This window comes from Brachybacterium sp. AOP29-B2-41 (genome assembly GCF_052378395.1).
GTDB lineage: Bacteria > Actinomycetota > Actinomycetes > Actinomycetales > Dermabacteraceae > Brachybacterium.
In genome coordinates this window covers 61,302-87,196 of the sequence record NZ_JBQSXR010000003.1, presented here as the reverse complement: position 1 = coordinate 87,196, position 25,895 = coordinate 61,302, and the positions used below count along the sequence as shown (strand labels likewise).

At 70.3% G+C, this 25,895-nt stretch carries 25 protein-coding genes; 10 read left to right on the top strand and 15 right to left on the bottom strand.

All coding sequences use genetic code 11. The features are described from left to right. Positions 1–2: 2 nt before the first annotated feature. A complete protein-coding gene (dusB, locus tag ACT3T9_RS04090) occupies positions 3–1,235 on the bottom strand; it encodes a tRNA dihydrouridine synthase DusB (RefSeq protein WP_441442944.1) in 1,233 nt (410 codons plus the stop codon). 193 nt (positions 1,236–1,428) lie between these two features. Between dusB and ACT3T9_RS04085 the strand changes: the two genes are divergently transcribed. Continuing rightward, positions 1,429–2,532, top strand: a complete 1,104-nt coding sequence (locus ACT3T9_RS04085; protein WP_444592132.1) for an LLM class flavin-dependent oxidoreductase — start codon at positions 1,429–1,431, stop codon at positions 2,530–2,532. A gap of 83 nt (positions 2,533–2,615) precedes the next feature. Here the strand turns inward: ACT3T9_RS04085 and ACT3T9_RS04080 are convergent, their stop codons facing one another. After that, positions 2,616–4,007 (bottom strand): glycine--tRNA ligase, encoded by a 1,392-nt coding sequence (locus ACT3T9_RS04080; RefSeq protein ID WP_441442942.1) that lies wholly within the window; start codon positions 4,005–4,007, stop codon positions 2,616–2,618. Positions 4,008–4,144: 137 nt separating this feature from the next. On the opposite strand from ACT3T9_RS04080, the gene ACT3T9_RS04075 reads away from it, so the two are divergent. The 5 genes from ACT3T9_RS04075 to ACT3T9_RS04055 are packed head-to-tail and all read left to right on the top strand — an operon-like array spanning position 4,145 to position 8,019. Further along, the gene (locus ACT3T9_RS04075; protein ID WP_441442941.1) at positions 4,145–5,149 is read left to right on the top strand and encodes a metal ABC transporter substrate-binding protein; all 1,005 of its coding nucleotides are present in this window, start codon (positions 4,145–4,147) and stop codon (positions 5,147–5,149) included. Then, a complete protein-coding gene (locus ACT3T9_RS04070; protein WP_441442940.1) occupies positions 5,146–5,988 on the top strand; it encodes a metal ABC transporter ATP-binding protein in 843 nt (280 codons plus the stop codon). Before ACT3T9_RS04075 ends, ACT3T9_RS04070 begins: the two co-directional genes overlap by 4 nt. Beyond that, a complete protein-coding gene (locus ACT3T9_RS04065) occupies positions 5,985–6,908 on the top strand; it encodes a metal ABC transporter permease (RefSeq protein ID WP_444606019.1) in 924 nt (307 codons plus the stop codon). Before ACT3T9_RS04070 ends, ACT3T9_RS04065 begins: the two co-directional genes overlap by 4 nt. Before the next feature lie 35 nt (positions 6,909–6,943). Beyond that, complete coding sequence (locus ACT3T9_RS04060) at positions 6,944–7,414, top strand: Fur family transcriptional regulator (RefSeq protein ID WP_441442938.1); 471 nt, start codon at positions 6,944–6,946, stop codon at positions 7,412–7,414. Continuing rightward, positions 7,411–8,019 carry a DedA family protein gene (locus ACT3T9_RS04055; RefSeq protein WP_441442937.1) on the top strand — a complete coding sequence of 203 codons (609 nt, stop codon included), beginning with the start codon at positions 7,411–7,413 and terminating at the stop codon, positions 8,017–8,019. The genes ACT3T9_RS04060 and ACT3T9_RS04055 overlap by 4 nt, the downstream gene beginning before the upstream one ends. 26 nt (positions 8,020–8,045) lie before the next feature. Here the strand turns inward: ACT3T9_RS04055 and ACT3T9_RS04050 are convergent, their stop codons facing one another. Beyond that, the gene (locus tag ACT3T9_RS04050; protein ID WP_441442936.1) at positions 8,046–8,852 is read right to left on the bottom strand and encodes an isoprenyl transferase; all 807 of its coding nucleotides are present in this window, start codon (positions 8,850–8,852) and stop codon (positions 8,046–8,048) included. 47 nt (positions 8,853–8,899) lie between these two features. Further along, the gene (gene recO, locus ACT3T9_RS04045) at positions 8,900–9,634 is read right to left on the bottom strand and encodes a DNA repair protein RecO (RefSeq protein ID WP_441442935.1); all 735 of its coding nucleotides are present in this window, start codon (positions 9,632–9,634) and stop codon (positions 8,900–8,902) included. A 227-nt stretch (positions 9,635–9,861) separates the two neighbouring features. Between recO and ACT3T9_RS04040 the strand changes: the two genes are divergently transcribed. Together ACT3T9_RS04040 and thpR are read left to right on the top strand one after the other, a co-directional pair. Further along, positions 9,862–10,578, top strand: coding sequence for an EcsC family protein (locus ACT3T9_RS04040; RefSeq protein ID WP_444501891.1), 717 nt, complete (start codon positions 9,862–9,864; stop codon positions 10,576–10,578). Next, entirely contained in the window at positions 10,578–11,165 is a 588-nt protein-coding gene (gene thpR / locus ACT3T9_RS04035) for an RNA 2',3'-cyclic phosphodiesterase (RefSeq protein WP_444606018.1), read from the top strand. Before ACT3T9_RS04040 ends, thpR begins: the two co-directional genes overlap by 1 nt. 57 nt (positions 11,166–11,222) lie before the next feature. Here the strand turns inward: thpR and ACT3T9_RS04030 are convergent, their stop codons facing one another. From ACT3T9_RS04030 to ACT3T9_RS04020, 3 genes are all read right to left on the bottom strand, one after another. After that, positions 11,223–11,990 (bottom strand): methyltransferase domain-containing protein, encoded by a 768-nt coding sequence (locus ACT3T9_RS04030; protein ID WP_444606017.1) that lies wholly within the window; start codon positions 11,988–11,990, stop codon positions 11,223–11,225. Positions 11,991–12,108: 118 nt separating this feature from the next. Further along, entirely contained in the window at positions 12,109–14,382 is a 2,274-nt protein-coding gene (locus ACT3T9_RS04025) for a M28 family peptidase (RefSeq protein ID WP_444606016.1), read from the bottom strand. Between the two features lie 82 nt (positions 14,383–14,464). Then, positions 14,465–15,442, bottom strand: coding sequence for a LysR family transcriptional regulator (locus tag ACT3T9_RS04020; RefSeq protein WP_444606015.1), 978 nt, complete (start codon positions 15,440–15,442; stop codon positions 14,465–14,467). Between the two features lie 40 nt (positions 15,443–15,482). On the opposite strand from ACT3T9_RS04020, the gene ACT3T9_RS04015 reads away from it, so the two are divergent. Then, a complete protein-coding gene (locus ACT3T9_RS04015) occupies positions 15,483–16,568 on the top strand; it encodes an EamA family transporter (protein WP_444606014.1) in 1,086 nt (361 codons plus the stop codon). Between the two features lie 298 nt (positions 16,569–16,866). Here ACT3T9_RS04015 and leuA read toward each other — a convergent pair whose 3' ends face one another. The 6 genes from leuA to ACT3T9_RS03985 form a co-directional block, all read right to left on the bottom strand. Further along, a complete protein-coding gene (leuA, locus tag ACT3T9_RS04010; protein ID WP_444501911.1) occupies positions 16,867–18,576 on the bottom strand; it encodes a 2-isopropylmalate synthase in 1,710 nt (569 codons plus the stop codon). A gap of 330 nt (positions 18,577–18,906) precedes the next feature. Then, positions 18,907–19,893, bottom strand: coding sequence for a GTPase Era (era, locus tag ACT3T9_RS04005; RefSeq protein ID WP_441442930.1), 987 nt, complete (start codon positions 19,891–19,893; stop codon positions 18,907–18,909). Next, positions 19,883–21,217 carry a hemolysin family protein gene (locus ACT3T9_RS04000; RefSeq protein ID WP_444606013.1) on the bottom strand — a complete coding sequence of 445 codons (1,335 nt, stop codon included), beginning with the start codon at positions 21,215–21,217 and terminating at the stop codon, positions 19,883–19,885. The genes era and ACT3T9_RS04000 overlap by 11 nt, the downstream gene beginning before the upstream one ends. Before the next feature lie 45 nt (positions 21,218–21,262). Next, entirely contained in the window at positions 21,263–21,724 is a 462-nt protein-coding gene (gene ybeY / locus ACT3T9_RS03995; protein ID WP_444606012.1) for an rRNA maturation RNase YbeY, read from the bottom strand. Positions 21,725–21,726: 2 nt separating this feature from the next. Further along, positions 21,727–22,773 carry a PhoH family protein gene (locus tag ACT3T9_RS03990; protein ID WP_444606011.1) on the bottom strand — a complete coding sequence of 349 codons (1,047 nt, stop codon included), beginning with the start codon at positions 22,771–22,773 and terminating at the stop codon, positions 21,727–21,729. Beyond that, positions 22,770–23,144 carry an HIT domain-containing protein gene (locus tag ACT3T9_RS03985; RefSeq protein ID WP_444606010.1) on the bottom strand — a complete coding sequence of 125 codons (375 nt, stop codon included), beginning with the start codon at positions 23,142–23,144 and terminating at the stop codon, positions 22,770–22,772. Before ACT3T9_RS03985 ends, ACT3T9_RS03990 begins: the two co-directional genes overlap by 4 nt. Before the next feature lie 77 nt (positions 23,145–23,221). Between ACT3T9_RS03985 and ACT3T9_RS03980 the strand changes: the two genes are divergently transcribed. Further along, complete coding sequence (locus ACT3T9_RS03980) at positions 23,222–23,764, top strand: NADPH-dependent FMN reductase (protein ID WP_444606009.1); 543 nt, start codon at positions 23,222–23,224, stop codon at positions 23,762–23,764. Between the two features lie 150 nt (positions 23,765–23,914). Here the strand turns inward: ACT3T9_RS03980 and ACT3T9_RS03975 are convergent, their stop codons facing one another. Both ACT3T9_RS03975 and dnaJ read right to left on the bottom strand, forming a co-directional pair. Continuing rightward, entirely contained in the window at positions 23,915–24,703 is a 789-nt protein-coding gene (locus ACT3T9_RS03975) for a 16S rRNA (uracil(1498)-N(3))-methyltransferase (RefSeq protein WP_444606008.1), read from the bottom strand. 31 nt (positions 24,704–24,734) lie between these two features. After that, a complete protein-coding gene (dnaJ, locus tag ACT3T9_RS03970) occupies positions 24,735–25,859 on the bottom strand; it encodes a molecular chaperone DnaJ (RefSeq protein ID WP_444606007.1) in 1,125 nt (374 codons plus the stop codon). Positions 25,860–25,895 lie beyond the last annotated feature (36 nt).

Sequence of the window (25,895 nt, the reverse complement as noted above, 5' to 3'; positions counted from 1 at the left end):
GGTCATCCTCCCGAGGTGTCGAGCTCGGCCTCGTGGAGGCGGGCGGCGTGCTCGGTGCTGAGCTCACGGGAGGACATCCAGCCATCGGGGACGTGGGCCTTCTTCGGCGTGCCGGCCCGGCCGCGCGGTCCCTCGACCGCAGCACCGGGATAGGGGCTCTCGAGGTCGAGCTCGGCGAGCTTGGCATCGAGGTCGGCGAGGGACTCCATGGTCGCCAGCCGGTGGCGCATCTCGCCGCCGACGGGGTATCCCTTGAAGTACCAGGCCACATGCTTGCGCAGATCACGCAGGGCCCGGCCTTCGTCCTCGAAGAACTCGATCAGCAGCTCGGCGTGGCGGCGCAGGATCTGCGCGACCTCGCCCAGGGAGGGCTGGATCCGGTCGGGCTTGCCGGCGAATCCGGCGGCGAGGTCGGCGAACAGCCAGGGGCGTCCCTGGCAGCCGCGGCCGACGACGACGCCGTCGCAGCCGGTCTGGTCCATCATCTCGAGCGCGTCCTCGGCGGACCAGATGTCACCGTTGCCGAGCACGGGGATGTCGGTGATCAGCTCCTTGAGCTCGGTGATCGCGCCCCAGCGGGCCTCGCCGGAATAGTGCTGGACGACGGTGCGGCCGTGCAGGGCGATCGCCGCCGCGCCGACCTCCTGGGCGATCAGCCCGGCGTCGCGGAAGGTCTGGTGCTCGTCGTCGATGCCGATGCGGGTCTTGACGGTGACGGGCACCTCAGGACCGGCGGCCTCGACCGCGGCGGTGACGATGCGGGTGAAGAGCTCCGTCTTCCAGGGCAGCACGCCGCCGCCGCCGCGGCGGGTGACCTTGGGGACCGGGCAGCCGAAGTTCAGGTCGATGTGGTCGGCGAGATCGCGCTCTCGGATCATCTCGACCGCGCGGCGCACCGTGGCGGGGTCCACGCCGTACAGCTGCACCGAGCGCGGGGTCTCCCGCTCCCCCATCGTCACCAGGCGCCAGGACTCCTTGTGCCCCTCCACGAGCGCGCGCGTGGTGACCATCTCGCCGACGAACAGACCGCCGTCGTCCTGGCTGTGCAGCGCGCCGAACTCACGGCACAGCAGGCGGAACGCCATATTGGTGATCCCTGCCATCGGCGCGAGCACGACAGGGGTGTCGATCGTGTGCGGGCCGATGGTGAGGGTGCGACGCGGACCCGTCACGGCGGCCGAGGTGGCGGGCGCGGCAGGGTCGCTCAGCAGGGGCGAGGTCTCAACGGTGGTCATCCCCTCGATTGTCCCATCTCACCCGGTCAGGCGGGAGTCATGACGGGGGTGATGTGCATCGACGCCCGATGGGGAGGAGACGTCCAGGAGCTTGGTCCCTGTGCGAACCCGCTCCGGTGCGAGACCATGGAGACAGCGGCGCATCGCCCTTCTCCCTCCGCGCCGTCCCGGCCCTCGTCGCAGGAGGCGTGAGATGTCCACATCCGCATCATCAACCCACCGAGTGCCCCGCATGGGCTTCGTGACCCAGGTCGACCACACCGGGATCCGCACCACCGGCACGGCGGTGACCAGCACGGGGATCGACGAGGGCATCGAGCTGTTCCTCACCGCCGAGGAGCTCGGCTACGAGGTCGGCTATGTGCGGGTGCGCCACCTGCAGGACTCCCTGTCCTCGCCGCTGCTCTTCCTCGCCGCACTGGGCCAGCGCACCCGACAAATCCAGCTCGGCACCGCGGTGATCCCGCTGCGCTTCGAGAACGCGGGAAGGCTGGCCGAAGACCTCGCCTCCGCCGATCTGCTCACCGGAGGCCGGCTCCGCCCCGGGGTCAGCTCCGGCTACTCGGCGAATGACGCGATGTACGCACGTGCTTTCGGGGCTCTCCGCGATGAGCGCGCCGATCATGTGGACCGGATCCTGCACGATCTGCTCTCGCTGCTCGACGGCGAGATCGTGGCCGGCGCCGACTCGCACATCGAGGGGATCGATCCCGGTGCGCCGCTGCGGATGCAGCCCCGGGTCCCGTCCCTGCGCTCCCGGCTCGCCTATGGTGCGGCGGGTCCGCAGCGGGCGGCGATGGCGGGGCGGCTGGGACTCGAGCTGCAGCTGGCGACGATGGTTCCGGACGACGGATCCGGACGCTCCTTCGAGGAGCTGCAGCTGGAGGTGCTGACCGCCTATCGGGAGGCCTCGCAGGAGGCCGGCTTCGGGGAGGGCACGGTGATGGTCAGCCGCCAGATGGTGCCGGTGCGCAGCGACGCGGAGCTGGAGCGCTACGTCACCCTCCTCCCCCGGGAGCGCACCGCGGATCCGCGGATCGTCGGCGAGCACCACGGCCAGGAGATCGGCGGGCACGACGCAGTGTTCAGCGAAGTGGTGCTGGACGAACCGGCGGAGGTGGCCAGGAAGCTGTGGGAGGACCCGGTGGTGCAGACGGCCGACGAGCTCGCACTCGTGCTGCCCCCGAATGCACCGCTGGCCGATCAGCAGGCGCTGCTGAGGACCTTCGCCCGCATGGTGGTCCCGCAGCTGCAGCTGGTGCTGGGCCGCCGCGGCGCGGGACCCGATCAGCTCTGACCCCGGCCGGACTGCCTGACCTGCACGGGCCCGCGCCTGCGCCCCGGGATTCCGGAGCGCAGGCGACTCGTCGGCGGCTGTTCTCAGACGCCGAGCAGGCGCGTGGCGAGGTAGGCCTCGACCTGGTCCAGGGCCACCCGCTCCTGTGCCATCGTGTCGCGCTCGCGGATGGTGACGGACTGGTCCTCGGCGGTCTCGAAGTCCACCGTGATGCAGAACGGGGTGCCGATCTCGTCCTGACGGCGGTAGCGACGACCGATGGCCTGGGTGACGTCCATCTCGACATTCCAGTGCTTGCGCAGCTGGTCGGCGAGCTGCGTGGCCCGCGGGACCAGGTCCTCGCTCTTGGACAGCGGGAGCACCGCGACCTTGACCGGGGCCAGGCGCGGGTCGAGCTTGAGCACGGTGCGCTTGTCGACGCCGCCCTTGGCGTTGGGTGCCTCGTCCTCGCTGTAGGCGTCCACCAGGAAGGCCATCATGGCGCGGGTGAGGCCGAAGGAGGGCTCGATGACGTACGGCGTGTAGCGCTCGTTCGCCGCCTGATCGAAGTACTGCATCTTCGTGCCGGAGCCGTCGGTGTGGGCGCCGAGGTCGAAGTCGGTGCGGTTGGCGATGCCCATCAGCTCGCCCCACTCGCTGCCCTGGAAGCCGAAGCGGTACTCGAGATCGATGGTGCCGGCGCTGTAGTGGGCACGCTCATCCTCGGGCACGTCGAAGCGGCGCAGATTCTCTGAGTCGATGCCCAGATCGATGAACCAGTCCCAGCAGGCCTCGACCCAGTCCTTGAACTGCTGATCGGCCTCCGCCGGCGGGGTGAAGTACTCGATCTCCATCTGCTCGAACTCGCGGGTGCGGAAGATGAAGTTGCCGGGGGTGATCTCGTTGCGGAACGCCTTGCCGACCTGACCGATGCCGAAGGGCGGCTTCTGTCGGGTGGCCGTGACCACGTTGAGGAAGTTCACGAAGATGCCCTGCGCGGTCTCGGGGCGCAGGTAGAACAGGCCCGCCTCGTTGTCGACGGCGCCGAGGAAGGTCTTCACCAGGCCTGAGAACTGCTGCGGCTCGGTGAACTCGCCGCGGGTGCCGCAGTTGGGGCAGGCGATCTCCGCCATGCCGCCCTCCGGGGCGCGGCCCTTCTTCTCCTCGAAGGCCTCCAGGAGGTGGTCCTCACGGAACCGGTTGTGGCAGCTCTTGCACTCCACCAGCGGGTCGGTGAAGGTCTCCACGTGGCCGGAGGCCTCCCAGACCTGCCTGGGCAGGATGATCGAGGAGTCCAGGCCCACCATGTCGCCGCGGGACTGGACGAAGGTGCGCCACCACTGCCGCTTGATGTTCTCCTTGAGCTCGACGCCCAGGGGTCCGTAGTCCCAGGCGGAGCGGGTTCCGCCGTAGATCTCACCGGCCGGGAACACGAAGCCGCGCTTCTTGGCGAGTGCGATGACGTTGTCCAGCGTGCTGGCGGGGGCCTTGGCCACGGGGATACTCCTGGTGACGGTGTGGGTCGGAACCGCCCCAGCATAGTCACCTCCCGCACTGTGACGGTCCCCACGCGAGGGGACCTGAGCGGCCGATCCACTTGCACACCGCCGGAACGGTGGTGAGAATGATTGTCATGTCGCTTCCGTCCCGCCCCACCCGGCGCTCCCTGTTCACCGCTGCCGGCCTCACCGTCGGCACCGCCCTCCTCGCGGCGTGCGGGGGCGAGAGCGGTGCGGCCGACGGGAAGCTGTCGGTGGTGACCTCGGCGTATCCCCTGGCATACCTGGTCTCCAGGATCGGCGGGGAGCACGTCGCGCTGGAGGACCTCTCCTCGCCGGGAGCTGACGCGCACGGCCTGGAGCTCTCGGTCAAGCAGGTCATGGCCATCGAGAAGGCCGACCTGGTGCTCCAGATCCCCGGCTTCCAGAATGCGGTGGACGACGCCATCGCCTCCCATGGCGAGGGCAACGTGCTCGACGTCTCCACCGCCATCAGCCTGCTGCCCGTCGGCGCCGAAGGCTCCCATGAGGAGCACGCCGAGGCGGACCACGAGGGCGAGACCGAGGAGGAGCACGCCGAGCACGCCTCCGATGGCGGCGGCTCCCACGACGGTCATGACCATGGCCCGAACGATCCCCACTTCTGGCACGACCCGCTGCGCATGGCCGATCTCGCAGACGCCATCGCCGCTCGCCTGGGTGAGCACTCCCCGGAGAGCACGCAGTCCTTCACCGACGCGGCAAGCACCCTCCGGACCGAGCTCGAGGAGCTCGACGCCGAGCTCGTGGAGTCCTTCGGTGCAGTGAGCGGCGAGAGGCCCTTCATCACCAGCCATGCCGCGTATGCCTACCTTGCCGAGCGCTATGCGCTGCACCAGATCGGCATCTCTGGTGTCGATCCCGAGACCGAGCCGTCCCCGCAGCGCCTGCTCGCGCTCGAGGGAGTCGTCGAGGACGAAGGCGTGAGCACGATCTTCTTCGAATCCTCCGCCTCCCCCAAGGTCGCCCAGACCCTCGCGAAGAACTTGGGCATCGAGAGCGCCGAGCTCGACAATCTCGAGACCCAGCAGTCGGAGGACGCGGATTATCCTCAGGTCATGCGAGACAACTGCACTGCCCTGGTCGCGAGCTGGACGTGAGCGGCGACATCACCTCTGCCGCCGGTCCCGTCGCCCGCCCCGCCGCCGGCCGGGCCATCGACGCAGTCAGCGACGCTTCTATCGACACCGTGCCCGTCGTCGAGGTCACTGCGGCCTCCGTCAGCCGAGGTGGGCAGCGCGTGCTCCACGACGTAGACCTCCGCATCGTCCCCGGTGAGCTGGTGGCCCTGCTGGGCGCCAACGGCTCCGGCAAGTCGACTCTCCTGCGCGCGGCGGTGGGGATCCTGCCGCTCGATTCCGGCAGCGCGCGGCTGTTCGGAGAGCCGGTCCATCGCAGCCTCGCCCACGACCGTCTCGGCTACGTGCCGCAGGACTCCGCAGAGGCGGGGTCCATCCCCGCGACCGCTCAGGAGACTGTCGCCAGCGGCCTGCTGGGTGCTCGGTCGTGGTGGCCCAGCCGCCGTGACCCCCGGGTCCTGAAGGCCCTCGAGCAGGTCGGGATGTCGGATCTTGCCGCTCGTCCCATCACCCGGATGTCCGGCGGGCAGCGGCGTCGCGTGATGATCGCCCGCGCCCTGGTGCGCGACCCTGACCTGCTGGTGCTCGACGAGCCGTTCTCCGGGGTCGACCTGCCCACCCAGGACCTCATCTCCCAGCTCTTCCGCGAGCTGTCCGCCACCGGCACCTCGATCCTGGTGGTCCTTCACGAGACCGGTCCGCTGACCGGAGACATCCATCGCGCCGTCGTGCTCGACCACGGCCATGTGGTGCACGACGGACCCGTCGAGGACCGCCCGCGCCTCCATCCCGGGCACGGCCATCCCGAGGATGCCGCCCCGATCGATCAGTGCCTCGGCCAGGAGATGAACCCCCTGTGATCTCGCCCCTCGACATCCTCACCTCCGACCTGCTGCGCTACCCGCTGATCATCGCGGTGCTCATCGGGCTCACCGCCCCCGTGGTCGGCACCTACCTGGTCCAGAAGCGGCTGTCCCTGCTCGGCGACGGGCTCGGTCACGTCGCCCTCACCGGCGTGGCCGTCGGCTGGCTGGTGGGTGCCTGGCTCACCGCCTCCCCCGCGGACCTGCTGGCGATCCCCGGCGCCCTGGCGGCCTCGGTGATCGGCGCCGTGCTGATCGAATACGTCCGGGAGGTCAGCCACACCAGCCGCGACGTGGCGCTGGCGATCCTGTTCTACGGCGGCATCGCCGGTGGCGTGGTGATCATCCAGCTCGCCGGAGGCACCTCCCAGAACCTGATGGGCTATCTCTTCGGCTCCCTGTCCACCGTCACCGCACCGGACACCGTGATCGCGCTGGTGCTCGCGGTGCTGGTGCTGGCGATCGGGGTGGGGCTCTCCGGGCTGCTCGCCGCGGTCACGGCGGATGAGGAATTCGCGCGTGCCTCCGGACTGCCGGTGCGCGTGGTGAACGTGCTGATCGCGGTGATGGCCGCGCTGACCGTCACCCTCTCGATGCGGATCGTCGGCGCTCTGATGGTCTCCGCGCTGATGATCGTCGCCGTCGCCGCCGCCCAGCATCTGGTGGTCGGCTTCGCCCGGACCATGCGCACCGCGATGGTGATCGCCGTGCTCTGCTCTTTGGGCGGACTGCTGATCACCGTGTACGTGGATCTGCCGCCGGGCGGCGTGATCGTGCTGCTGACCATCGCCGCCTACATCCTCGGCCTGCTGTTCCGGGCGCTGCGGCCCGTACGGCCGATCTCTGCGCTCGGCGGTCCCGGCCCGGGGCGGGCTGATGCCCTGCCCCTCGCCGCACGTGCAACGCCCCACGACTGATAGAAGTCCTGGTCGCCGTGGAGGAGAATGTCGGTATGCAACGGAACACCCGCCAGCGGACCGCGATCCTCGAGACGCTCTCGCGGCAGGACGACTTCCGCAGCGCCCAGCAGATCCATGAGCAGATGAGGGCCGACGGGGAGACCGTGGGCCTGGCCACCGTGTACCGGAATCTCCAGGTCCTCTCCCGCTCCGGTCGGCTCGACGTGCTGGTGGCCGGCGACGGCGAATCGCTGTACCGCCAGTGCGAGGACACCGGGCACCACCATCACCTGGTGTGCCGGGAGTGCGGCCGCACCGTCGAGTTCCTGGCCCCGAAGCTCGAGAATGCGATGACCGCGATCGCCCACGAGCACGGCTTCACCGATGTGGACCACACGCTCGAGGTGTTCGGCCTCTGCGGGGACCATGCAGAGCAGGCCGCCGAGCCTGACGAGGACCTCGACGAGGACACAGACGAGGACGACGTCGACGACGGAGACGAAGCAGAGGACGCCGCACGATGATGGAGTGGGTCGGGAACCTGCCGCTGCTGCCTGCAGTGGCATTCCTGTACGTCGTGATCTGGTGCCGCGCCGGCGCCACCTATCTGCTGGGGCGCGGCGCCCGCAGAGCCGCAGACCGGGGGCGCATCGCCGCGTTCCTCAACTCTCCGAGCGTGCGGCGCGCCACCGAGCTGATCAACCGGTGGGGAGCGCCGGTGGTGGCGCTCAGCTTCCTCACGATCGGGTTCCAGACCGCCGCCAACGCGGCCGCCGGACTCACCGGCATGCCGGCCAAGCGGTATCTGCCCGCTCTCGCGATCGGAGGGCTCGCCTGGGCCGTCATCTACGCGACCGTGGGCCTGGTGGCGTTCATGGCCTGGTTCGAACTGTTCCTGCTCTCCCCCTGGGCCGCCGTCGCGGCGCTGGGGATCCTCGTGCTGCTGGTCTGGGTCCTGCTGCGGCATCGGCGTCGCACCGGCGGCGTGATGGCACCGGCCCCGGGCACCGCGGAGAGCGCAGAGGATGCCGGATCGGCGCTCGGCGCCTCTCAGCACGGCGCCACAGAGCACGGCGCCTCGGCGCACGCTCGCAGCACCGAGCGCGAAGACCATCCCGTCGAGGGCTGATCGGTCCGTCGAGTCAGTCCGTCGAGTCAGTCCGTCGGGGGCTGATCCGGAGCGTCGATCGCGCCCCCGTAGCGGCGGTCCCGCCGCGCGTAGTCAGTGATCGCCCGCCAGAGCACCCGACGGTCGACATCCGGCCACAGCTCGGGCACGAAGACCAGCTCGGCGTAGGCAGCCTGCCAGAGCAGGAAGTTCGAGGTGCGCTGCTCTCCGCTGGTGCGCAGGAACAGGTCGACGTCCGGCATATCGGGATCGTCCAGGTGGCGTGCGAAGCTCTTGGCCGTGATGCCCCTGGCGCTGAGGCGGCCGGCGCGGGCCTCCTCCGCGATCTCCCGGACCGCGTCGATGATCTCGGCCCGCCCGCCGTAGTTCACACACATGTAGAGCGTCATGCGGGTGTTCTCGCGGGTGAGCTGCTCGGCCTCGCGCAGCTCCTTGATCACGCTCCCCCACAGTCGCTGCTCGCGACCGATCCATACGATCCGCACCCCCCAGGAGTTCAGGGTGTCGCGCTGGCGGCGCAGCACGGAGCGGGAGAAGCCCATCAGGAAGCGCACCTCCTCCGGGGAGCGCTTCCAGTTCTCCGTGGAGAAGGCGTAGGCGCTCAGATGGGTCACGCCGATCTGCAGGGCCCCGGCGACCACGTCCAGCAGTGCGGCCTCCCCCGCCTCGTGCCCTGCGGTGCGGGGCAGGCCCTGCTGGTTCGCCCAGCGCCCGTTGCCATCCATGACCACCGCGACATGGGCGGGGATGGTGGGGGCGGGCAGCTGCGGGGGCCGTGCACCGCTGGGGTGCTCGAACGGCTCCTGGTACCCGTGACGGGCGGCACCGGGCATGAGGTCCTCCTGGATCGGTCGCAGGGCTGCGGGGATCGAGCGCGTGCTCAGCGCTCTACGTAGTGCAGGGAGCGCACGGAGCGTTCGAGGTGCCAGGTCACCGTGTCGGTGATAAGACGGCCCGCCTCCTGCATGACGGACTCCTCGCTCTGGAGCACATTCTCCCAGTCTCCGGCGAGCAGGAAGATCAGCTGCTCGATCGTGGACTGGCGCACCGCGATCGCTCCCGGTTTCCGGCAGGGTGTGCAGACCAGACCGCCGGCGCGGATGTCATAGGCGTGATGGGGTCCCTCCGCACCGCATGAGGCACAGACCCTCAGCTCCGGCGCCCAGCCCGAGACGGCGAGGGTGCGCAGCAGGAAGGAGTCCAGCACCAGCGGCGGCGCGAGCCGGCCCTCGCCCATCGCCCGCAGGGCCCCGACCAGCATCAGGAAGCCCCGCTGGTGGGGATCGACCATCTCGTCGGTGAGCCGGTCCGTGGTCTCGAGCATCGCGCTGGCAGCGGTGAAGCGCCCGTAATCAGCGCTGATGCCCACGGCGAAGGCGTCGATCGTGACCACCTGGGTGACCGTGTGCAGGCTCTTGCCGGCGTGCAGCTGCACGTCGACCAGGTTGAACGGCTCCAGCCGGGCACCGAAGCGGCTGCCCGTGCGGCGCACGCCCTTGGCGACCGCCCGCACCTTGCCGTGGCGCCGGGTGAGCAGCGTGATGATGCGATCGGCCTCACCCAGGGGGTGGGTGCGCAGGACGATCGCATCGTCACGGTAGAGCTTCTGCTGCATGGTCCTTGGAGCCTACGACCACGGGGACTCCCGGCACCGCAGGCGGGCACGGTGTCGAGCGGGAGGTCGCTCACCCCGCTGGCTTCCGCGTCGCAGGCTCCCGCGCTGCTGATTCGCGCCCCACCGAGCGGTCAGGCGCGTCGGTCCACGCCCCGGCGCACGGCATGATGGGAACCATCGACCGCCGCACTGCCGCTTGCGCGGTGCACGACGAGGAAGGAGGCGCCATGGGGATCTTCTCGATGCTGCGCCATGACAAGTCGGCCAGGAGCACCGCGCGCGAGGCGATGAAGGAGGCCCGGCGCGGTGACCAGTCACCGCAGGGTGGGGCTCTCGAACGCGTGGTGACGATGATCCGCGACATCGGCCTGGACGGGAAGCTCGCCTATCCCTCGGCCGCGGACACCGCCCGCCGCGCCCAGCGCGGGCGCGGGAAGCGCCGCCCGAAGGTGGCGGTGCGCCGCATCGTGCGCCGGCATCGCTGGGGCGTGACCGCGGGCGGTTTCGTCACCGGCCTCGGCGGGTTCCTCACCCTGCCCATCCTGCTGCCCACGAACGTGGTCGAGTTCTATGTCCAGGCCACCCACATGGTGGGGGCGATCGCAGCAGTGCGCGGCTATGACCTCGAGGATGAGGAGGTCCGGGTGCGGGTGCTCGCAGCTCTGCTCGGCGAGGAGTCCGGGGACGTGCTGAAGAACGTGGGCCTCGGCCCGATCGCCGGGGTCGCCACGCGCGGCCTCGCCAAGCGCCTGCCGACGACCCCGCAGTCGGAGCTCGCCGGCGCCATCGGCGGCCGCCTGCTGCGACGCTTCGGACTGCGTTCCGCACGCCTGTTCGGCAAGGCGATCCCAGGGCTCGGTGCTGTGCTCGGCGCGCTCGCCGACCGCTCCCAGCTGAACAAGATCGCGTCCGCCGCACAGAAGAGCTTCCCGCCGGTGGTCTGATGCGGGTCTTCGTCGCCCTCCGCCCCTCCTCGGCCGCGCTCGAGCATCTGGACTCAGCGCTCGAGGAGATGCGTGCGCGCGCGGGCCGTGCGCTGCGCTGGGTGGACCCCGCCCAGCGCCACCTGACGCTCGCGTTCCGGGCAGACCTGCCCGGTGGCGCGCTCGAGGACACGGTCGACGAGCTCGCGCGGACCGCTGCCCGGCATCGGCCGATGCCGCTCCAGCTGAGCGGTGCAGGGGTGTTCAGCGCCCGCACGCTGTGGATCGGCGTGGGCGGTGCCACCGAAGCATTGGGCGCTCTGCTGGGCGAGGAGCTGCTCGAGGCTGAGGGCCGCGAGCGGCGGCGAGCTCACCTGACCGTCGCCCGAGTCTCGGCCCGCTCTCCTCGACCGCGCCGGCGTCGCCGTGGCGAGGAACCGCCGCTGGATCCGACGCAGCTGTTGCTCGCGGAGGTGGTCCGGGCACTGTCCGTCTATCGAGGGCCGACGTGGGAGGCGACGGAGCTGGAGCTGCTCGAGTCGCGGCTGGGACAGGGCCGCTCGGGCGGTCCCCACCACGCGGTGCTGGCCACGATTCCGCTGGGCTGAGGGCTTCGGTCAGTCCGGGCGCCAGTCAGTCCGGGCGCCGATCAGTCCGGACGCCGATCAGTCCGGGCGCCGGCCCACGGCGAAGATCCGACGGAACGGGAGCACGACTCCGTGCCCGGTATCGGGATAGGCCTCGCGCAGCACCGACTTGAACGCGGTGGCGAACTGCTCGCGGAGCGGCCCAGGCAGCGCCTGCAGCGTCGGCCGAGCCCCCGTGCCGCTGACCCACTCGAACACCGGGTCCTGCCCATGCAGCACATGCAGGTAAGTGGTCTCCCACGCATCGACCTCGAGCCCGAGCCGCTGCAGGGCGCCGAGATAGGTCGCGGCGTCGTGGGAGGCGGGCGAGGCGATGCCCTGCAGGTGACCTGCATAGGGCTCCTCCGCAGCGAGTTCCCGGCGCAGGGCATGGCTGGGCTCCTCGAAGTTCCCGGGGACCTGCATCGCGAACCAGCCGCCCGGGGCGAGCAGGTCCACCAGGCGGGGCAGGAGCTCGAGATGGCCGGGGACCCATTGCAGCGCGGCGTTGGTGATCAGCACATCGAGGGGTGCGGCGGGCGACCAGTCGCGCAGATCCCCCAGCTTCGCGACCAGACCGGGGATTGTCCGGGCGCGGGCGATCATCTCCGGGCTCGAGTCCACGGCGATCACCTCGGCCTTCGGCCAGCGCTCGGCCAGGAGCGCCGTCTGGGTGCCGGGTCCGGCGCCGAGATCCGCGACCCGCTGCGGGTCTTCGGCGCCGATCCGGGCGGTGAGCTCGAGGAAGGGGCGAGCGCGCTCGCCCCCGAACCGCAGGTACTGCTCCGGACTCCAGGTGTGCGCCATCTGCTGCCTCTCGTCCGGGGTCTCTCCTCCAGGAATTATCTTGACGTCAAGGTATATCGCCAGGGAGCCGAGAGCAAGGGCATCGCAGACCCCCGTTCAGTTCAGCGAGGGACGGCGATCAGCGCGGGACGGCGACGCTCACCTCCATCCGCGGCTGCACGAGGGAGACGTCATCGCCCGGCGCGACCCAGCCGGCGGCGAGTGTCGGATCGTAGCTCGTCTCGCGCAGCATCAGCTGCGATTCAGGGGGCACGGTCGCGGTGATGCGCACCGTCTGGCCGGCACGGACGCCGTGGATCATGACCCGCTCGAGCCCTTCGTCGGACTCCACCGCCACCCCGTCCACGACGACGTCGGTGAGCAGACCATCGCTCGCCTCGAGGGTGAGCTCAGATGCATCTCTCTGGGCGTCGATCGAGATCTCCTGCGGTCCCTCCGCGGCGCCTTGCACGCTCACGACCGGCGCGGCGACGTCCGAGGTCGCCGCTGTCCCGTCGAGCTCCCGACCCCAGTTCGTGCTGCCGGAGACCTCCCAGGTGGTCGCGCCGCTGGCCCCGTCCACATGCGCGATGACCCGCTCCTGCGTCGGCTCCGGCGCGGCGAGGGTCCAGGCGGTCCCACCGATCACGAGCCCGATCGCGAGGACCGCGGGCAGCACCGGGATGAGGAGACGGTGAGGCCGACGGGCCGGGCGGGCACCGGGATCGACGCGCGCACGGCGCTGCCGGTCCCCGGCGCGACCGCGGGAGCTGGCGAGGGAGCTGGCACGGGAGCTGCCGAGCAGCAGCGGGCCTGCGGCGCCGAGCCCGATCAGCGCCGTGCCGGCCAAGCCTCCGGCGGCGGAAGCGATCCCGAACTCGGCCAGCGCGGAGAGCTGGGTGCCGAGCATCCATGCCGTCGGCAGCACGGCGAGCACCCGCACCACCAGAGCGGGCATCGGCGGCAGCAGCGCAGCGCCCAGCGCGCCGACCGCTGCGATCGCGGCGGGCAGGATCATCGAGCTGCCGAGCGTGGGCGAGTACACCCCGAGCACCGCGAGCAGGGCCGTGACGATGAACGCCGCGCCGAGCAGCGCGGCCGTGCGCGAGATCAGCAGCCGGACCACCACCCAGCCGGCCGCCACCACCGCAGCGGCGGCGAACATCTCCGCGAGCAGGAAGAGGTCGGCCCGCACGGGTTCGCCCATGGTCTGGGAGAGCATCTCGGGAGTCGCAGCAGCGGTGGCCTTCCACAGCGCGTACGCGGCGAGCACCCCGCCGACGAGGGCCAGCATCCCCACCACCGCACCCACTGCGGCACCGGGGAGGGTCACCTCCGCGCGATAACGCCGCACCAGCAGCGTGACGAGCACGGCCAACGGCGCCAGCAGCCCGAGCACGGTCATCACCAGGGGCGGCACCTGCACCACTCCCCACGGAGCAGTGGTCTGCACCGGATGCTCGTCCGCACGTGCCTGGAGCGCAGCGAGATCACGGTCACCGAGATCGCGGGTCAGGGCCAGGGTCAGCTCGCCGTAATGCTGGAGGGTGCCGGCGTCGAGATGCGCGGCATCGTCCTGCGCGGAGTGGTACGCCCAGGACTCATCGATGATCGCCATGTCCATCCCCCACCAGCCCGCATCCCGGTAGGAGCTGAAGTCGGTGTAGTTGGGGATGATGCCGAACAGGGCATCGGTGAAGGACTCGAACTCGGGGCTCGGCGCCGAGCCGATCACGGCGTGCATCGGCCCGCTCGCCCGGGTCACCAGCGGCCGGCCGGAGATGCCGCGCGCCTCATGGTTCAGCACCACCACCGGCGCGGTGAGCTCCTGGCCCGGACCTGCCAGGTACGCGTCCGAGCCCAGCAGGCCCCGCTCCTCACCGTCGACCAGCAGGATCACGAGGTCGTTACGCAGCGCCTCCGGGCCCAGTGCCCGGGCCGTCTCGAGGATCACCGCGAGGCCCACCCCGGCGTCGGCCGCGCCGGGCGCGCCGGGGACCGAGTCGAGGTGGGAGGCGAGTACGACCGTGCCGGTGGGATCGGTGCCGGGCCGGGTGGCGACGAGATTGCGGACGTATCCTGCCGAGGCCTCGCCCTCTCCGGTGCGCGTCCCGATCCCCTCCTGGGTCTCTATCTCGAAGCCGAGTGCGCTCAGCTGGTCAGCGAGCTCCTGATGGGCGCTGTCGTTCTCGGCCGAGCCGAGGGGCCGAGGCACGGCGACCACGGGCGCGACGGACGCCGCCGCGCGTTCGGCGCTGAAGGCGTCCTCGGGTGCCGCAGCATCGCGCGGCGCGGTCACGCCTCGAAAGGCGAAGCCCGCGACCACCGCGCCCAGCAGCACCAGCAGCAGCACGGCGGCGTGCCACCGAGGGCTCGGGGCTGGAACGGTGCCGTCATCCTGAGGAGTCGTCATGGGAACGTTCTACCCCGTCGGGGCCGCCGCTTCGTCCCCCGCGCGGAGGAGTTGCACGATCGTGTCGCAGCGGAGCACATGGTCAGCGCTGGAAGCTCTCCAGCCCGTCGAGACCGGAGAGGGTCCCGGCCGCCTCGAGCAGCGCCGCGCGGAAGGCGAGCAGCGAGGGGTGTCCGGCCGCGCCCGCCCGTGCCGCGGTGTACAGGGAACGGTGCGGGTCGCCTGGCAGACGCACCACCCGCGTGCCCCCGAGGTGCTCGGAGGCGATGATCCCGGGGACGAAGGCGACCGCGTGCCCGGTGCGCACCAGGTGCACCTGCAGCAGCGGGTCAGGGGTGGTGAAGCGGACCCGCGGCTCGAGCCCTGCCTGGCGCAGGTATGTCCGTGCCCAGATCCCGGTGCGGCTGCCCGAGGGGTCCAGCGCCCAGGGCGCCTCGCTCAGCGCCGCGAGGGTGTGAGCCTCGGCCCAGGGTCCGGAGTCCGGCAGCACCAGCAGGAGCGGATCGCTCAGCACCGCCTCGCGGTCGGTGCCGCGGCGCACCAGCTGCTGCCCTCCGGGGTAGTCCTCGCCGAGGATCACGTCGAAGCGGTGCGCGAGCAGCCCGTCATAAGCCGCCTCGACCTCCTGCTGCGCCATCTCCAGATGGAGATCCGGGTGCTGCTGGGCGAGCACGCTCACGGCCGCGGGGGCGAGCGCGATCATCGGGGTCTGGAAGGACGCCACGCGCAGCAGTCCGCTGGCCTCTCCCTGCGCGAGCGCGAGCTCGGCCTCCGCTGTCTCCAGGAGGCTCAGCATCTCCGCTGCGCGACGAGCCAGCTGCACCCCGGCATCGGTGAGCACGACCCGGCGACCCACCTGCTGGAAGAGGGTGGTCTTCGTCTCCCGTTCCAGGTGGGAGAGCTGCTGGGAGACGGCCGACGGGGACATCGAGTGAGCTCCGGCGACCGCCGTCATCGTCTCCAGCCTGCGCAGTTCGTGCAGCAGGAACAGTCGGTGCAGGTTCAGCACGGAGCCCCCTTCAATCATGAAGTTCTGCTTCACGATACAGGTCGGAAACATTCGCTGGACCTGGCGGGATAGGAGTGTGCACAGTGGAGGCGTGAGAACCTCGTCCACCCCCGCTCCGGCCTCCTCGTCCGCCGCCGCACCGACCCCGTCGGGTCCCTCCCGCGGGGTGCCGCTGACGCCGGTGCTGTTCATCCTCGGCTCCTGCTTCTCCCTGCAGTTCGGCGCGGCGCTCGCGACCCAGCTGTTCCCTGCGATCGGCTCCTGGGGCACCACCGCGCTGCGTCTCGGCATCGCGGCGATCATCCTGCTCGTGATCGTCCGACCGAAAGTGCACCGCTTCACCCGCCAGCAGTGGATCGCGGTGATCATCTTCGGCGTGGTGATCGGCGGGATGAACGGTGCCTTCTACGCCTCGATCGAACGGATCCCGCTCGGCACAGCCGTCGCGATCGAGTTCCTCGGTCCATTGACCGTGGCAGCGGTGCTCTCCACCCGCCGCACCGATCTGCTCTGGGTGCTGCTGGCCCTCGGCGGGGTGGGGCTGTTCGGCGTGGAATCCTTCACCGGCGCGGCCTCCCTGGACCTGATCGGCGTGCTCTTCGCCCTCGTCGCCGCCGTGTTCTGGGGCCTGTATGTGCTCTCCAGCGCGAAGGTGGGGCAGCTCGTGCCCGGGCAGGACGGCCTCGCCGTCGCGATGGCGGTCGGTGCACTCGCCATCCTGCCGCTCGGCGCAGAGGGCGCCGTCGCAGGAGTGATGGACCTGCGCCTGCTCGCCCTCGCCGCGGGCACCGCGCTGCTCGCCTCGGTGCTGCCGTACACCCTCGAGCTCACGGCACTGAGGCGACTGCCCCGGCACGTCTTCGGGATCATGCTGAGCCTCGAACCGGTGGTCGCCCTGCTCGCCGGCGTGCTGCTGATCGGACAGGACGCGACGCCGCTGCGGATCACCGCGGCAGTGCTCGTGGTGGCCGCGAGCGCCGGAGTCACCCTCACCGCGCGCAGCACCCCGGCGGATCAGCCGCAGCCCGCCGACGAGGCGCCCGGCTGGGATCTGCCCACGCCCACCCACGCGACCGTCACCGGCGAGATGCCGATGCTCACCGAGGAGGAGCTGCGGGAGTACGAGGTCTCGGGAGATCCCGGGGCCGACGCCACCGGCACGCGGCAGCGCGGCTGAGCTCCGCCCGTCGCGGGCCCTGGCGAGCGGTCCCGAGCCCCGCCGGACTGGCCCTCAGCCGGACAACGAGCCCGCCACGCGGCGAAAGGTACCACTCAGCTGGAACCTTTTCTCGCCTGGCCGGGTGCGGCTAGCAGGCCTGAGCCCCCACCAGGGCGAAGAGCAGCCACGCCGCAAAAGGTGCCAGAAAGCTGACATCTTTCGCGACGTGGCGGGGAGCGCAACGCGAGGTCGCACCCGCAGCAGCACGCAGCGCGCGGGGCCGCGAGACCGCGCGGCCGCGGCGCGGACCGGAATCTCAAGCCCGTGCGCGGTACGCCCGGTTCAGAGCCGAGGTGATCGCCTCGAGGGAGGCGCGGGTGATCGAGCCGTCGATGCCGACGCCCCAGAAGATCCGGTCGCCGATCTCGCACTCGATGTAGGAGGCGGCCAGCGAGTCGTCACCTTCAGTGAGTGCGTGCTCGGCATAGTCGAGGATGCGCACGTCGATCTTCCGCTCGGCGAGGGCCTTGACGAAGCCGTCCAGCGGGCCGTTGCCGATGCCGGTGACCTGGTGCTCCTCGCCGTCGACCACGAGCGTGGCGGTGATGCGGTCCGAGCCCTCGCCGGTGGACTCCTGGTGCACGTCGCGGAAGCCGTAGTGGCCCCACTGGCGCGACTCGTCGCGGGAGGGCAGGTACTCGTCGGTGAAGGCATCCCAGAGCTGCTCGGGGCTGACCTCGCCGCCGTCGGAGTCGGTGCGCTCCTGGACGATGCCGGAGAATTCGATCTGCAGACGGCGCGGCAGGTCCAGGCCGTGCTCGGTGCGCAGCAGATAGGCCATCCCGCCCTTGCCGGACTGCGAGTTCACGCGGATCACCGCTTCATAGGAGCGGCCCACGTCCATCGGGTCGATCGGCAGGTACGGGACCCGCCACACCAGATCATCGACATCCTTGCCGGCCTTCTCGGCGTCGACCTCCATGCGCTCCAGGCCCTTCTTGATGGCGTCCTGGTGGGAGCCGGAGAAGGCGGTGAACACGAGGTCGCCGCCGTAGGGGCTGCGCTCGGGCACCGGCATCTGGTTGCAGTGCTCGACGGTGCGGCGCACCTCGCCGAGGTCGGAGAAGTCGATCTGCGGATCGATGCCCTGGCTGAACAGGTTCAGGCCCAGGGTCACCAGGTCCACGTTGCCGGTGCGCTCGCCATTGCCGAAGAGGCAGCCCTCGATGCGGTCCGCGCCGGCCAGGTAGCCGAGCTCTGCGGCGGCGACACCGGTGCCGCGGTCGTTGTGGGGGTGCAGGGAGAGCACGAGCGAGTCGCGGCGGTCCAGGTTCCGGTGCATCCACTCGATCGAGTCTGCGTAGACGTTCGGGGTGGCCATCTCCACTGTCGCCGGCAGGTTGACGATCATCTTGTCCTGGGGCGTGGGCTGGAAGACCTCGATCACGGCGTTACATACGCGCAGCGCGTACTCGAGCTCGGTGCCGGTGTAGGACTCCGGGGAGTACTGGTAGGTGACCTGGGTGTCCGGGATGGTCTCCTCGTACTTCTTGCACAGCAGCGCACCCTGCACGGCGATGTCGAGGACAGCGTCCTCGTCGGCGCGGAAGACCACGTCGCGCTGGACCACGGAGGTGGAGTTGTAAAGGTGGACCACCGCGCGCTTCGCCCCGGCGATCGCCTGGTAGGTGCGCTCGATGAGGTGCTCGCGGGACTGGGTGAGGACCTGGATCGAGACGTCCTCGGGGATGCGGTCCTCCTCGATGAGGCTGCGCACGAAGTCGAAGTCGGTCTTCGAGGCAGAGGGGAAGCCGACCTCGATCTCCTTGTAGCCCATCTGGACCAGCAGCTCGAACATCCGCAGCTTGCGCTCGGCGTTCATCGGGTCGATGAGGGCCTGGTTGCCGTCGCGCAGGTCCACCGCGCACCAGCGAGGCGCGCGCGAGATGCGACGGGCGGGCCAGGTGCGGTCCGGCAGCTCGACCTGGATCTGCTCATGGAAGGGCAGGTACTTGTGGGTCGGCATGCCCGACGGCTGCTGGGGTGCGTCGCCGGTGGGGCCGACGACGGGGGCCGACGGGTCGCCCTCTGCCGCGACGGGAGCGACGGTGCCGCGTGCGGCGGGGGTGGAGGTGATCGTGGAGTCAGTCATCTGGAGGTCCTTCTCGCTGGGGTACCGGTCGCCGGACAGCACGTCAGCCGCGGCGGGTTCCCGGCGGTTCAGGACCCGTCGCGGCGGCGAAGCAGAAGCAGCGATCCACGCATGAGCCTCACGTTAGCACCGTCTGACCGGCGGTTCGGGACCTCTCACCATGCGAACACCGGGCAGCGATGACGGTCCCGGTTCCAGCTGGCGTCAGAACCCGAGGCGGCCCAGCTGCTTGGGGTCGCGCTGCCACTCCTTGGCGACCTTGACCCGGAGGTCCAGGTGCACCTTGCGGCCGATCAGGTGGTTGATCTCGGCGCGGGCCTGGGAGCCGACCTCCTTCAGGCGGGAGCCACCCTTGCCGATGATGATCCCCTTCTGGCTGTCACGCTCGACGAACAGGGACGCTCGGACCACGAGACGTCCGGTGCCGGGTTCGACCGGGGTGAAGGCATCGCCGTCGGGATCCACCTCGACGACCTCTTCGATGACCACCGCGATCGAGTGCGGGAGCTCGTCGCGGACACCCTCGAGGGCGGCCTCGCGGATCAGCTCGGAGATGCGATCATCGCGGGACTCCTCGGTGAGCTGGTCATCCGGGTAGAGCTGCGGCCCCTCGGGGAGCTGGCGGGTGATCACCTCGAGCAGCACGTCGATCTGGTCTCCCTTGACGGCGGAGATCGGCACGATCTCGTCGAAATCCATCATCTGGTCCACGGCCATGAGGTGCTCGGCCAGACGGTCCCGGGTCACCAGGTCCGTCTTGGTGACGACGGCGACGACCCGCGGGCCGCGCCGACCAGTGCGGAGCTCGACCAGATCCTCGCAGATGAAGCGGTCACCAGGGCCGATCTTCTGATCTGCGGGCAGGCAGAAGCCCACCACATCCACCTCGCTGAGGGTCTCACGGACCAGGTCGTTCAGCCGCTCGCCCAGCAGGGTGCGAGGGCGGTGCACACCGGGGGTGTCCACCAGGATGATCTGGGCGTCGTCGCGGGTGACGATGCCGCGGATCGCGCGGCGGGTCGTCTGCGGCTTGCTCGAGGTGATCGCGACCTTCTCGCCCACCAGCGCATTGGTCAGCGTGGACTTCCCGACGTTGGGCCGGCCCACCAGGGCGACGAAACCGGAGCGGTGCACGGGCTCCGCGACGGAATCCTCGGTGGTGTCGGGGTTGGGGTCCTGGTCAGCGGTCATAGTCGTCCTCCTGGTCGGTGTCTTCGTGGTCCTCGTCCTGCGGAGCTCTGCGCACCAGCACGGTGGAGAGCCGCTTGCGGCGGCCCGCGGTTCTCTCCCCCTCCAGCTCGAGCCCGAGCGCGATGGCGTGGGAGCCGGGGATCGGCACCCGCCCGGTCACCTTGGCCAGCAGGCCGCCCACGCTGTCGATGTCATCGTCGTCGAGCTCGAGGTCGAACAGGTCCCCGACCTCCGAGAGCCCGGCCCGGGCGGGGACCCGGTAGCGGCCCTCGCCGAGATCCTGGATCTCCGGCTCCGCCCGGTCGTGCTCGTCGGCGATCTCGCCCACGATCTCCTCGAGGATGTCCTCGATGGTCACGATGCCTGCCACTCCCCCGTACTCGTCGACCAGCACGGTGATGTGCACATGGCTGGTCTGCATCTGCGCCAGCACCTCGTCGGCCGCGACGAACTCTGGTGCGAAGCGTGCCGCGCGCATGACCTCGTGCACCGGCCGCTCGGGGCGTGCGTCCCAGGGCGAATGGATCGCCCGCATCACGTCCTTGACGTACAGCATCCCGCGCAGATCGTCGACGTTGTCACCGATCACCGGGATTCGGGAGTAGCCGGAGCGCACGAACAGCCGCATCGCCGTCTCGGCGCTGGACTCCGCGCTGAGGGTGACCATGTCGGGGCGCGGGACCATCAGCTCTCGCACCATCGTCTCGCGCAGCTCGAAGACGCCCTGGATCATGTCCCGTTCACCGTCGCGCACATGCTCGTCCTCGAGCGCTCGGTCCACGTTCTGGCGCGCCTTCTCGACGCCATCCTCGGGCGTCTCCGCTCCGCCCGAACGGGCCGCGAGCGAGGCGCCGACGCTGGTCAGCGCCCCCGCGGGAACCCACAGCAGGCCCCGCACCAGCGTGACCAGCCAGCGGTTGGAGATCAGCACGGACTCGGGACGGCTGCGGCCGATGGTCCGCGGTGAGATCGCGAGCACGATCAGCACCAGCAGCCCGGCGACGACCATGGTCGCGACCCCCGGCAGCAGCAGGCCCGTGTGGCCCAGGTGGTCGCGGATCGCCACGGTCACCCCCGCCACGGAGGCGACCATGACCGTCTCGGCGAGCATCCGGCCCAGCGACACGGAGGCCAGGGTGCGAGCGGCGTCCTCGCGGTGGGCGAGCACCCTCGCCCGCACGGGCTCGGGACGGGAGGACAGCGCCTTCTCCAGCACGCCGCGGGAGACGGACAGCTGGGCCGCATCGACCGCGGTGAGCATGGCGGCCACCACCCCGGAGAGCACGATCAGCGGGATCAGGACGAGCACGGCGAGGGTCAGCACTGGAACAGCCCGGGCCTGGGTTGCGGAAGCGTCATCAGGGTGCGGTCAGCGGGCGGGCCGTGAGGCGAGGAAGGTGAGCAGGAGCTTGCGCTGGAGGTCGAACATCACGGTGCGCTCGTCCTCCTCCATGTGGTCGTAGCCCAGCAGGTGCAGGATCGAGTGCACGGTCAGCAGCAGCATCTCCTCGACAGCGCTGTGGCCGGCCTCGGCGGCCTGCTTGGTGGCGACCGTCGGGCATAGCACCACGTCTCCGAGCAGTCCCTCGGGCGCCGGGTGCTCGGGGCTGCCGGGGATGAGCTCGTCCATCGGGAAGCTCATCACGTCGGTGGGGCCGGGCAGATCCAGCCACTGCACGTGGAGCTTCTCCATCGCGTCCTCGTCGACGAACAGGATCGACATCTCGGTGGCCGGATGCAGGTGCATCGCCTCGAACACGAAGCGGGAGAGGTCGACGAACTCGCGCTCATCCACGACCGCCGTGGTCTCGTTGCGGATCTCGATGGTCATGCTCAGTTCCCCTTGTGGGTTCGGTGGCGGGGGTCTCGGGTGCCCCCGGGTTGGATCTCCCAGCGCCCGTAGGCTTCGACGATCTCGCTGACCAGACTGTGGCGCACGACGTCCCGGGAGGACAGGCGGCAGAAGGAGATGTCCTCGATGCCCGAGAGCACCTGCTCGACGACCCGCAGGCCGCTCTTCTGGCCGCCCGGAAGGTCGACCTGGGTGACATCGCCGGTGATGACCATGGTGGAGTTGAAGCCGAGCCTGGTCAGGAACATCTTCATCTGCTCAGGCGTGGTGTTCTGGGCCTCGTCGAGGATGATGAAGGCGTCGTTCAGAGTGCGGCCGCGCATATAGGCCAGCGGCGCGACCTCGATGGTGCCGGCGCTCATCAGGCGCGGGATCGACTCCGGGTCCAGCATGTCGTGCAGCGCGTCGTACAGCGGGCGCAGGTACGGGTCGATCTTCTCGTTCAGGCTCCCCGGCAGGAAGCCGAGCCGCTCCCCGGCCTCGACGGCAGGGCGGGTGAGGATGATGCGGTCCACCTGCTTGCTCAGCAGCTTCTGCACCGCCATCGCCACGGCGAGATAGGTCTTGCCGGTGCCGGCAGGACCGATCCCGAAGGTGATGGTCGAGGACTCGATCGCCTCGATGTACGTCTTCTGGCCCATCGTCTTGGGCCGGATGGTGCGGCCGCGGGAGGAGAGGATCGTCCGGGAGAGGACCTGCTCGAGCTTCTTCCCGCTGGCCCTCTGATCGCCGTAGAGGTTCGCGGCGCGCTGCACCGCCTCGGCGGTGACGGCCTGTCCGGTGCCGGCCAGCTCGATGATCGAGCGGATGATCTGCTCGCCGCGGCGCAGCGCCTCCTGCGTGCCGCGCAGAGTCACCTGGTGGCCCCGCACGTGCACGTCGGTGTCGGGGATCGCATCCTCGAGCGCCGCCAGGGCCTGGTCGTTCTCCCCGAGCACCTGGAAGGGGCTGAGGTGATCGGGGATCGTCAGCTTCCGCTCACGAACCTCGGGAGGGTGCCCGGGTGCCGGGTCGAGAGCGTCTGTCACAGTTCTCCTTCTGCGAGCTTCCCGCCCGCCAGGACGTGCGCGTGCACGTGGAAGACGGTCTGGCCGGCGCTCGCGCCGGTGTTGAAGATCAGTCGGAAGTCGCCATCACCCTGGTCTGCGGCCACCTGCGCGGCCACCTGCGCCGTATGGGCGAGCAGCACCGGGTCCTGGGCGAGCTCGGTCACGTCGCGTCGATGCTCCCGCAGCACCACCAGCACATGCACGGGGGCCTGCGGATGCAGATCCTTGAAGGCGATCACCTGATCGTCCTCGTGGACCCGCTCGGAGGGGATCTCGCCCGCCACGATCCTGCAGAAGACGCACTCCGGATCATGACGCTGTGTGACGTGCTCGGTGAGGCTGTTTCCCATGCGCATGAGTCTACGGGAGCGAGGAAGGCCACCTCGGATTGAGGAACACCCGGAGAGTATGAGAAGTTTTAATCACTATGACAAAACTTGGAATCCTCCTCTCCAGCGCCCGCCCGAACCGCGTGGGCGACCACGTCGCCCGCTGGGTCCGTGACGCCGTCCCCGCCGGGGTCGACGTGGACCTGATCGACCTGCGCGAGGTCGCGCTGCCGGCCTTCGACGGCACCAGCAGCCCCAAGCAGGGCCTGCCCAAGGAGACGGACCACTCCCTCGCCTGGGGAGCCCGGATCGATGCCCTCGACGCCCTGGTGATCCTCACGCCGCAGTACAACGGCTCCTACCCCGGAGCCCTGAAGAACGCGCTCGACTTCCTCTACGAGGAGTGGAACAGCCTGCCCACCGTCCTGGTCGGCTATGGCTGGGGCTCCGCCGGCGAGGTGCTGCCGCTGCTGGAGACCCTGATGACCCGCCTCGGCGCAGACGTGGTCGGCTCGGTCGGCCTGGGCTTCCGCGAGGACCTCTCGATCGAGGGCGAGCTGTTCGTCGCCGAGGAGAAGACTGCGGCACTCGGCGAGCATCTCACCGCGATCTCCCAGCGCGCGCTCTCGAACGTCGGCTGACCGCCTTCCCGGACCGGCCGGACCGCTCACGCCGAGCACACCGATTCCTTGCATATCTGACAGGAATCGGTGTTCTCGGCGTTCTGCTGTCGGCGCGGTGACGTGGTCGAGCCCGTGCGACAAGTGGGGAGAGCGGGTGCGCTTGTCAGCTCAGCCCCAGCGACCCAGCAGCGCGCTGAGCACGGCGATCGCCGCCGGCCCGGCGGTCGAGGAGCGCAGCACCTCGGGTCCCAGCAGCACCGAGAGGGCACCGGCTCCGCGCAGCGCGTCGAGCTCATCCGGGTCGATCCCGCCCTCGGGGCCGACGATGATGAGGATCTCCTCGAGCCCGGTCTCGCTCGCCGCCTGCAGCTGCGGGGCGAGGCTCATCAGACCGACGGACTCCTGCTCATGCAGGACCAGCACGAGCGTCTCCGGCCCGGCGTCGGCCCCGAGCTCCGCCACCAGCTGCGCGGTGGTGACCGCCGGGTCGACGGCGGGGATTCCCGGCCGGCGGCACTGCTTGACCGCCGCGCGCACGGTCGACTCCCACTTGGCGCGCCCCTTGCGCAGCTTCTCACCGCGCCAGACGGACACCGAGCGGCGTGCGCTCCAGGGCACGACCCGGTCGACTCCGAGCTCGGTGGCCGATTCGATCGCCTGCTCGTCGCGGCCTCCGGTGGCCAGGGCCTGCACCAGGGTCAGTCGGGGCAGGCGCTGCACCGCCGCCGCAGGGTCGCCGAGCAGCCGCAGCTCGAGGGACTCCTTCCGGGCATCGGTCACCTCGGCCAGCACCTGGCGGCCGGGGGCGTCGGTGAGGAGCAGCTGCTCCCCCACACCGATCCGGGCGACCTTCGCGGCGTGACGTCCCTCCTCCCCGTCCAGCACCAGCGCATCCCCCGCGCGGGCGGCGGCGAGGGCGTCGTCGAGGATCAGGAAGCCGGGCGGTGTGGTGGGCATGGCCTCAGCGCTCTCGTCGGTTCCGTCGGTCTCAGAAGTCGCGCAGGCGCTCGCGGAGCTTCGCGAACGGGCCGTGGCCCTTGGTGCGGCGTGTGGTCTCGTCGCCGCGCAGCGCGGCGAGCTGCTGGAGCAGATCCCGCTCCTCCTCGGTGAGCGAGGTGGGGACATCCACATCGAGCACCACGCGGATGTCACCGCGGCGTTCGCGGCGCAGCGGGGTGACGCCGAGCCCCTTCAGGACGATCTCCTCACCGGGCTGCGAGCCGGGGCGCACATCGAGATCCTGAGGGCCGTCGAAGGTATCCAGCGGGATGGTGGCGCCGAGCGCGGCGGTGGTCATGGGGACCGCGATCGTGGTGACCAGGTCGTCGCCCGACCGCTCGAACATCTCGTGGTCGGTGACGGCCAGCTCGACGAAGAGGTCGCCGGAGGGCCCGCCCGCCTCGCCCGTCTCGCCCTCTCCGCGCAGCTGGATCCGAGTGCCGTTCTCGACACCGGAGGGGATCCGCACGGTCACCGTGCGCTCGGAGGCGGTGCGGCCATGACCGGAGCAGCCGGTGCAGGGGCTCTCGATCACATCGCCGTGGCCCTCGCAGGTGGGGCAGGGTGCCATGGTGACCATCTGGCCCAGCAGCGACTGGGCGACGCGCTGGACGTGGCCGGAGCCGTTGCAGGCGGTGCAGCGGGTGGGTCTGGTGCCGGGCTCGCAGCAGGAACCGGTGCAGCGCTCGCACAGCACTGCGGTGCGGAAGGTGACCTTCTCCTCGGTGCCGAAGACCACGTCGCGCAGGTCGATCTTCACGCGGCGCAGCACATCTCCGCCACGTCGCTGGCGGGGCACGGGGCCCTGGTTGCGGCCGCGCATGCCGGAGGCGCCGGCGAACATGTCGAAGATGTCGTTGAAGTCGAAGCCGCCACCGCCGCCGCCGGGGAAGCCGCCCATGCCCGGGCCGCCACCCATGTCGTACTGCCGGCGCTTGTCCGCATGGGAGAGGGTCTCGTAGGCCTGGGAGACCCGCTTGAACTTCTCGGCCGCCTCGGGGTCCGGATTGACGTCCGGGTGGAGCGTGCGGGCGAGCTTGCGGTACGCCTTCTTGATCTCATCAGTCGTCGCTTCGCGGGAGACGCCGAGGAGGTCGTAGTAATCGTCGTTCACTGCAGTGGGGTCCTTACCGGGGAGTCGGTGCCGCGG

Excerpts from the sequence above, each read along its gene's own strand:
- leuA (WP_444501911.1), bottom strand. The coding sequence starts at position 18,576 with ATGCCGACCCACAAGTACCTGCCCTTCCATGAGCAGATCCAGGTCGAG.
- ACT3T9_RS03980 (WP_444606009.1), top strand. The coding sequence starts at position 23,222 with ATGACAAAACTTGGAATCCTCCTCTCCAGCGCCCGCCCGAACCGCGTG.
- ACT3T9_RS04075 (WP_441442941.1), top strand. The coding sequence starts at position 4,145 with ATGTCGCTTCCGTCCCGCCCCACCCGGCGCTCCCTGTTCACCGCTGCC.
- ACT3T9_RS03975 (WP_444606008.1), bottom strand. The coding sequence starts at position 24,703 with ATGCCCACCACACCGCCCGGCTTCCTGATCCTCGACGACGCCCTCGCC.
- ACT3T9_RS03985 (WP_444606010.1), bottom strand. The coding sequence starts at position 23,144 with ATGGGAAACAGCCTCACCGAGCACGTCACACAGCGTCATGATCCGGAG.
- recO (WP_441442935.1), bottom strand. The coding sequence starts at position 9,634 with ATGCAGCAGAAGCTCTACCGTGACGATGCGATCGTCCTGCGCACCCAC.
- ybeY (WP_444606012.1), bottom strand. The coding sequence starts at position 21,724 with ATGACCATCGAGATCCGCAACGAGACCACGGCGGTCGTGGATGAGCGC.
- ACT3T9_RS04040 (WP_444501891.1), top strand. The coding sequence starts at position 9,862 with ATGGGGATCTTCTCGATGCTGCGCCATGACAAGTCGGCCAGGAGCACC.
- ACT3T9_RS04085 (WP_444592132.1), top strand. The coding sequence starts at position 1,429 with ATGTCCACATCCGCATCATCAACCCACCGAGTGCCCCGCATGGGCTTC.
- ACT3T9_RS04055 (WP_441442937.1), top strand. The coding sequence starts at position 7,411 with ATGATGGAGTGGGTCGGGAACCTGCCGCTGCTGCCTGCAGTGGCATTC.
- ACT3T9_RS04025 (WP_444606016.1), bottom strand. The coding sequence starts at position 14,382 with ATGACGACTCCTCAGGATGACGGCACCGTTCCAGCCCCGAGCCCTCGG.
- ACT3T9_RS04050 (WP_441442936.1), bottom strand. The coding sequence starts at position 8,852 with ATGCCCGGTGCCGCCCGTCACGGGTACCAGGAGCCGTTCGAGCACCCC.
- ACT3T9_RS04020 (WP_444606015.1), bottom strand. The coding sequence starts at position 15,442 with ATGTTTCCGACCTGTATCGTGAAGCAGAACTTCATGATTGAAGGGGGC.
- ACT3T9_RS04030 (WP_444606017.1), bottom strand. The coding sequence starts at position 11,990 with ATGGCGCACACCTGGAGTCCGGAGCAGTACCTGCGGTTCGGGGGCGAG.
- era (WP_441442930.1), bottom strand. The coding sequence starts at position 19,893 with ATGACCGCTGACCAGGACCCCAACCCCGACACCACCGAGGATTCCGTC.
- ACT3T9_RS04060 (WP_441442938.1), top strand. The coding sequence starts at position 6,944 with ATGCAACGGAACACCCGCCAGCGGACCGCGATCCTCGAGACGCTCTCG.
- thpR (WP_444606018.1), top strand. The coding sequence starts at position 10,578 with ATGCGGGTCTTCGTCGCCCTCCGCCCCTCCTCGGCCGCGCTCGAGCAT.
- dusB (WP_441442944.1), bottom strand. The coding sequence starts at position 1,235 with ATGACCACCGTTGAGACCTCGCCCCTGCTGAGCGACCCTGCCGCGCCC.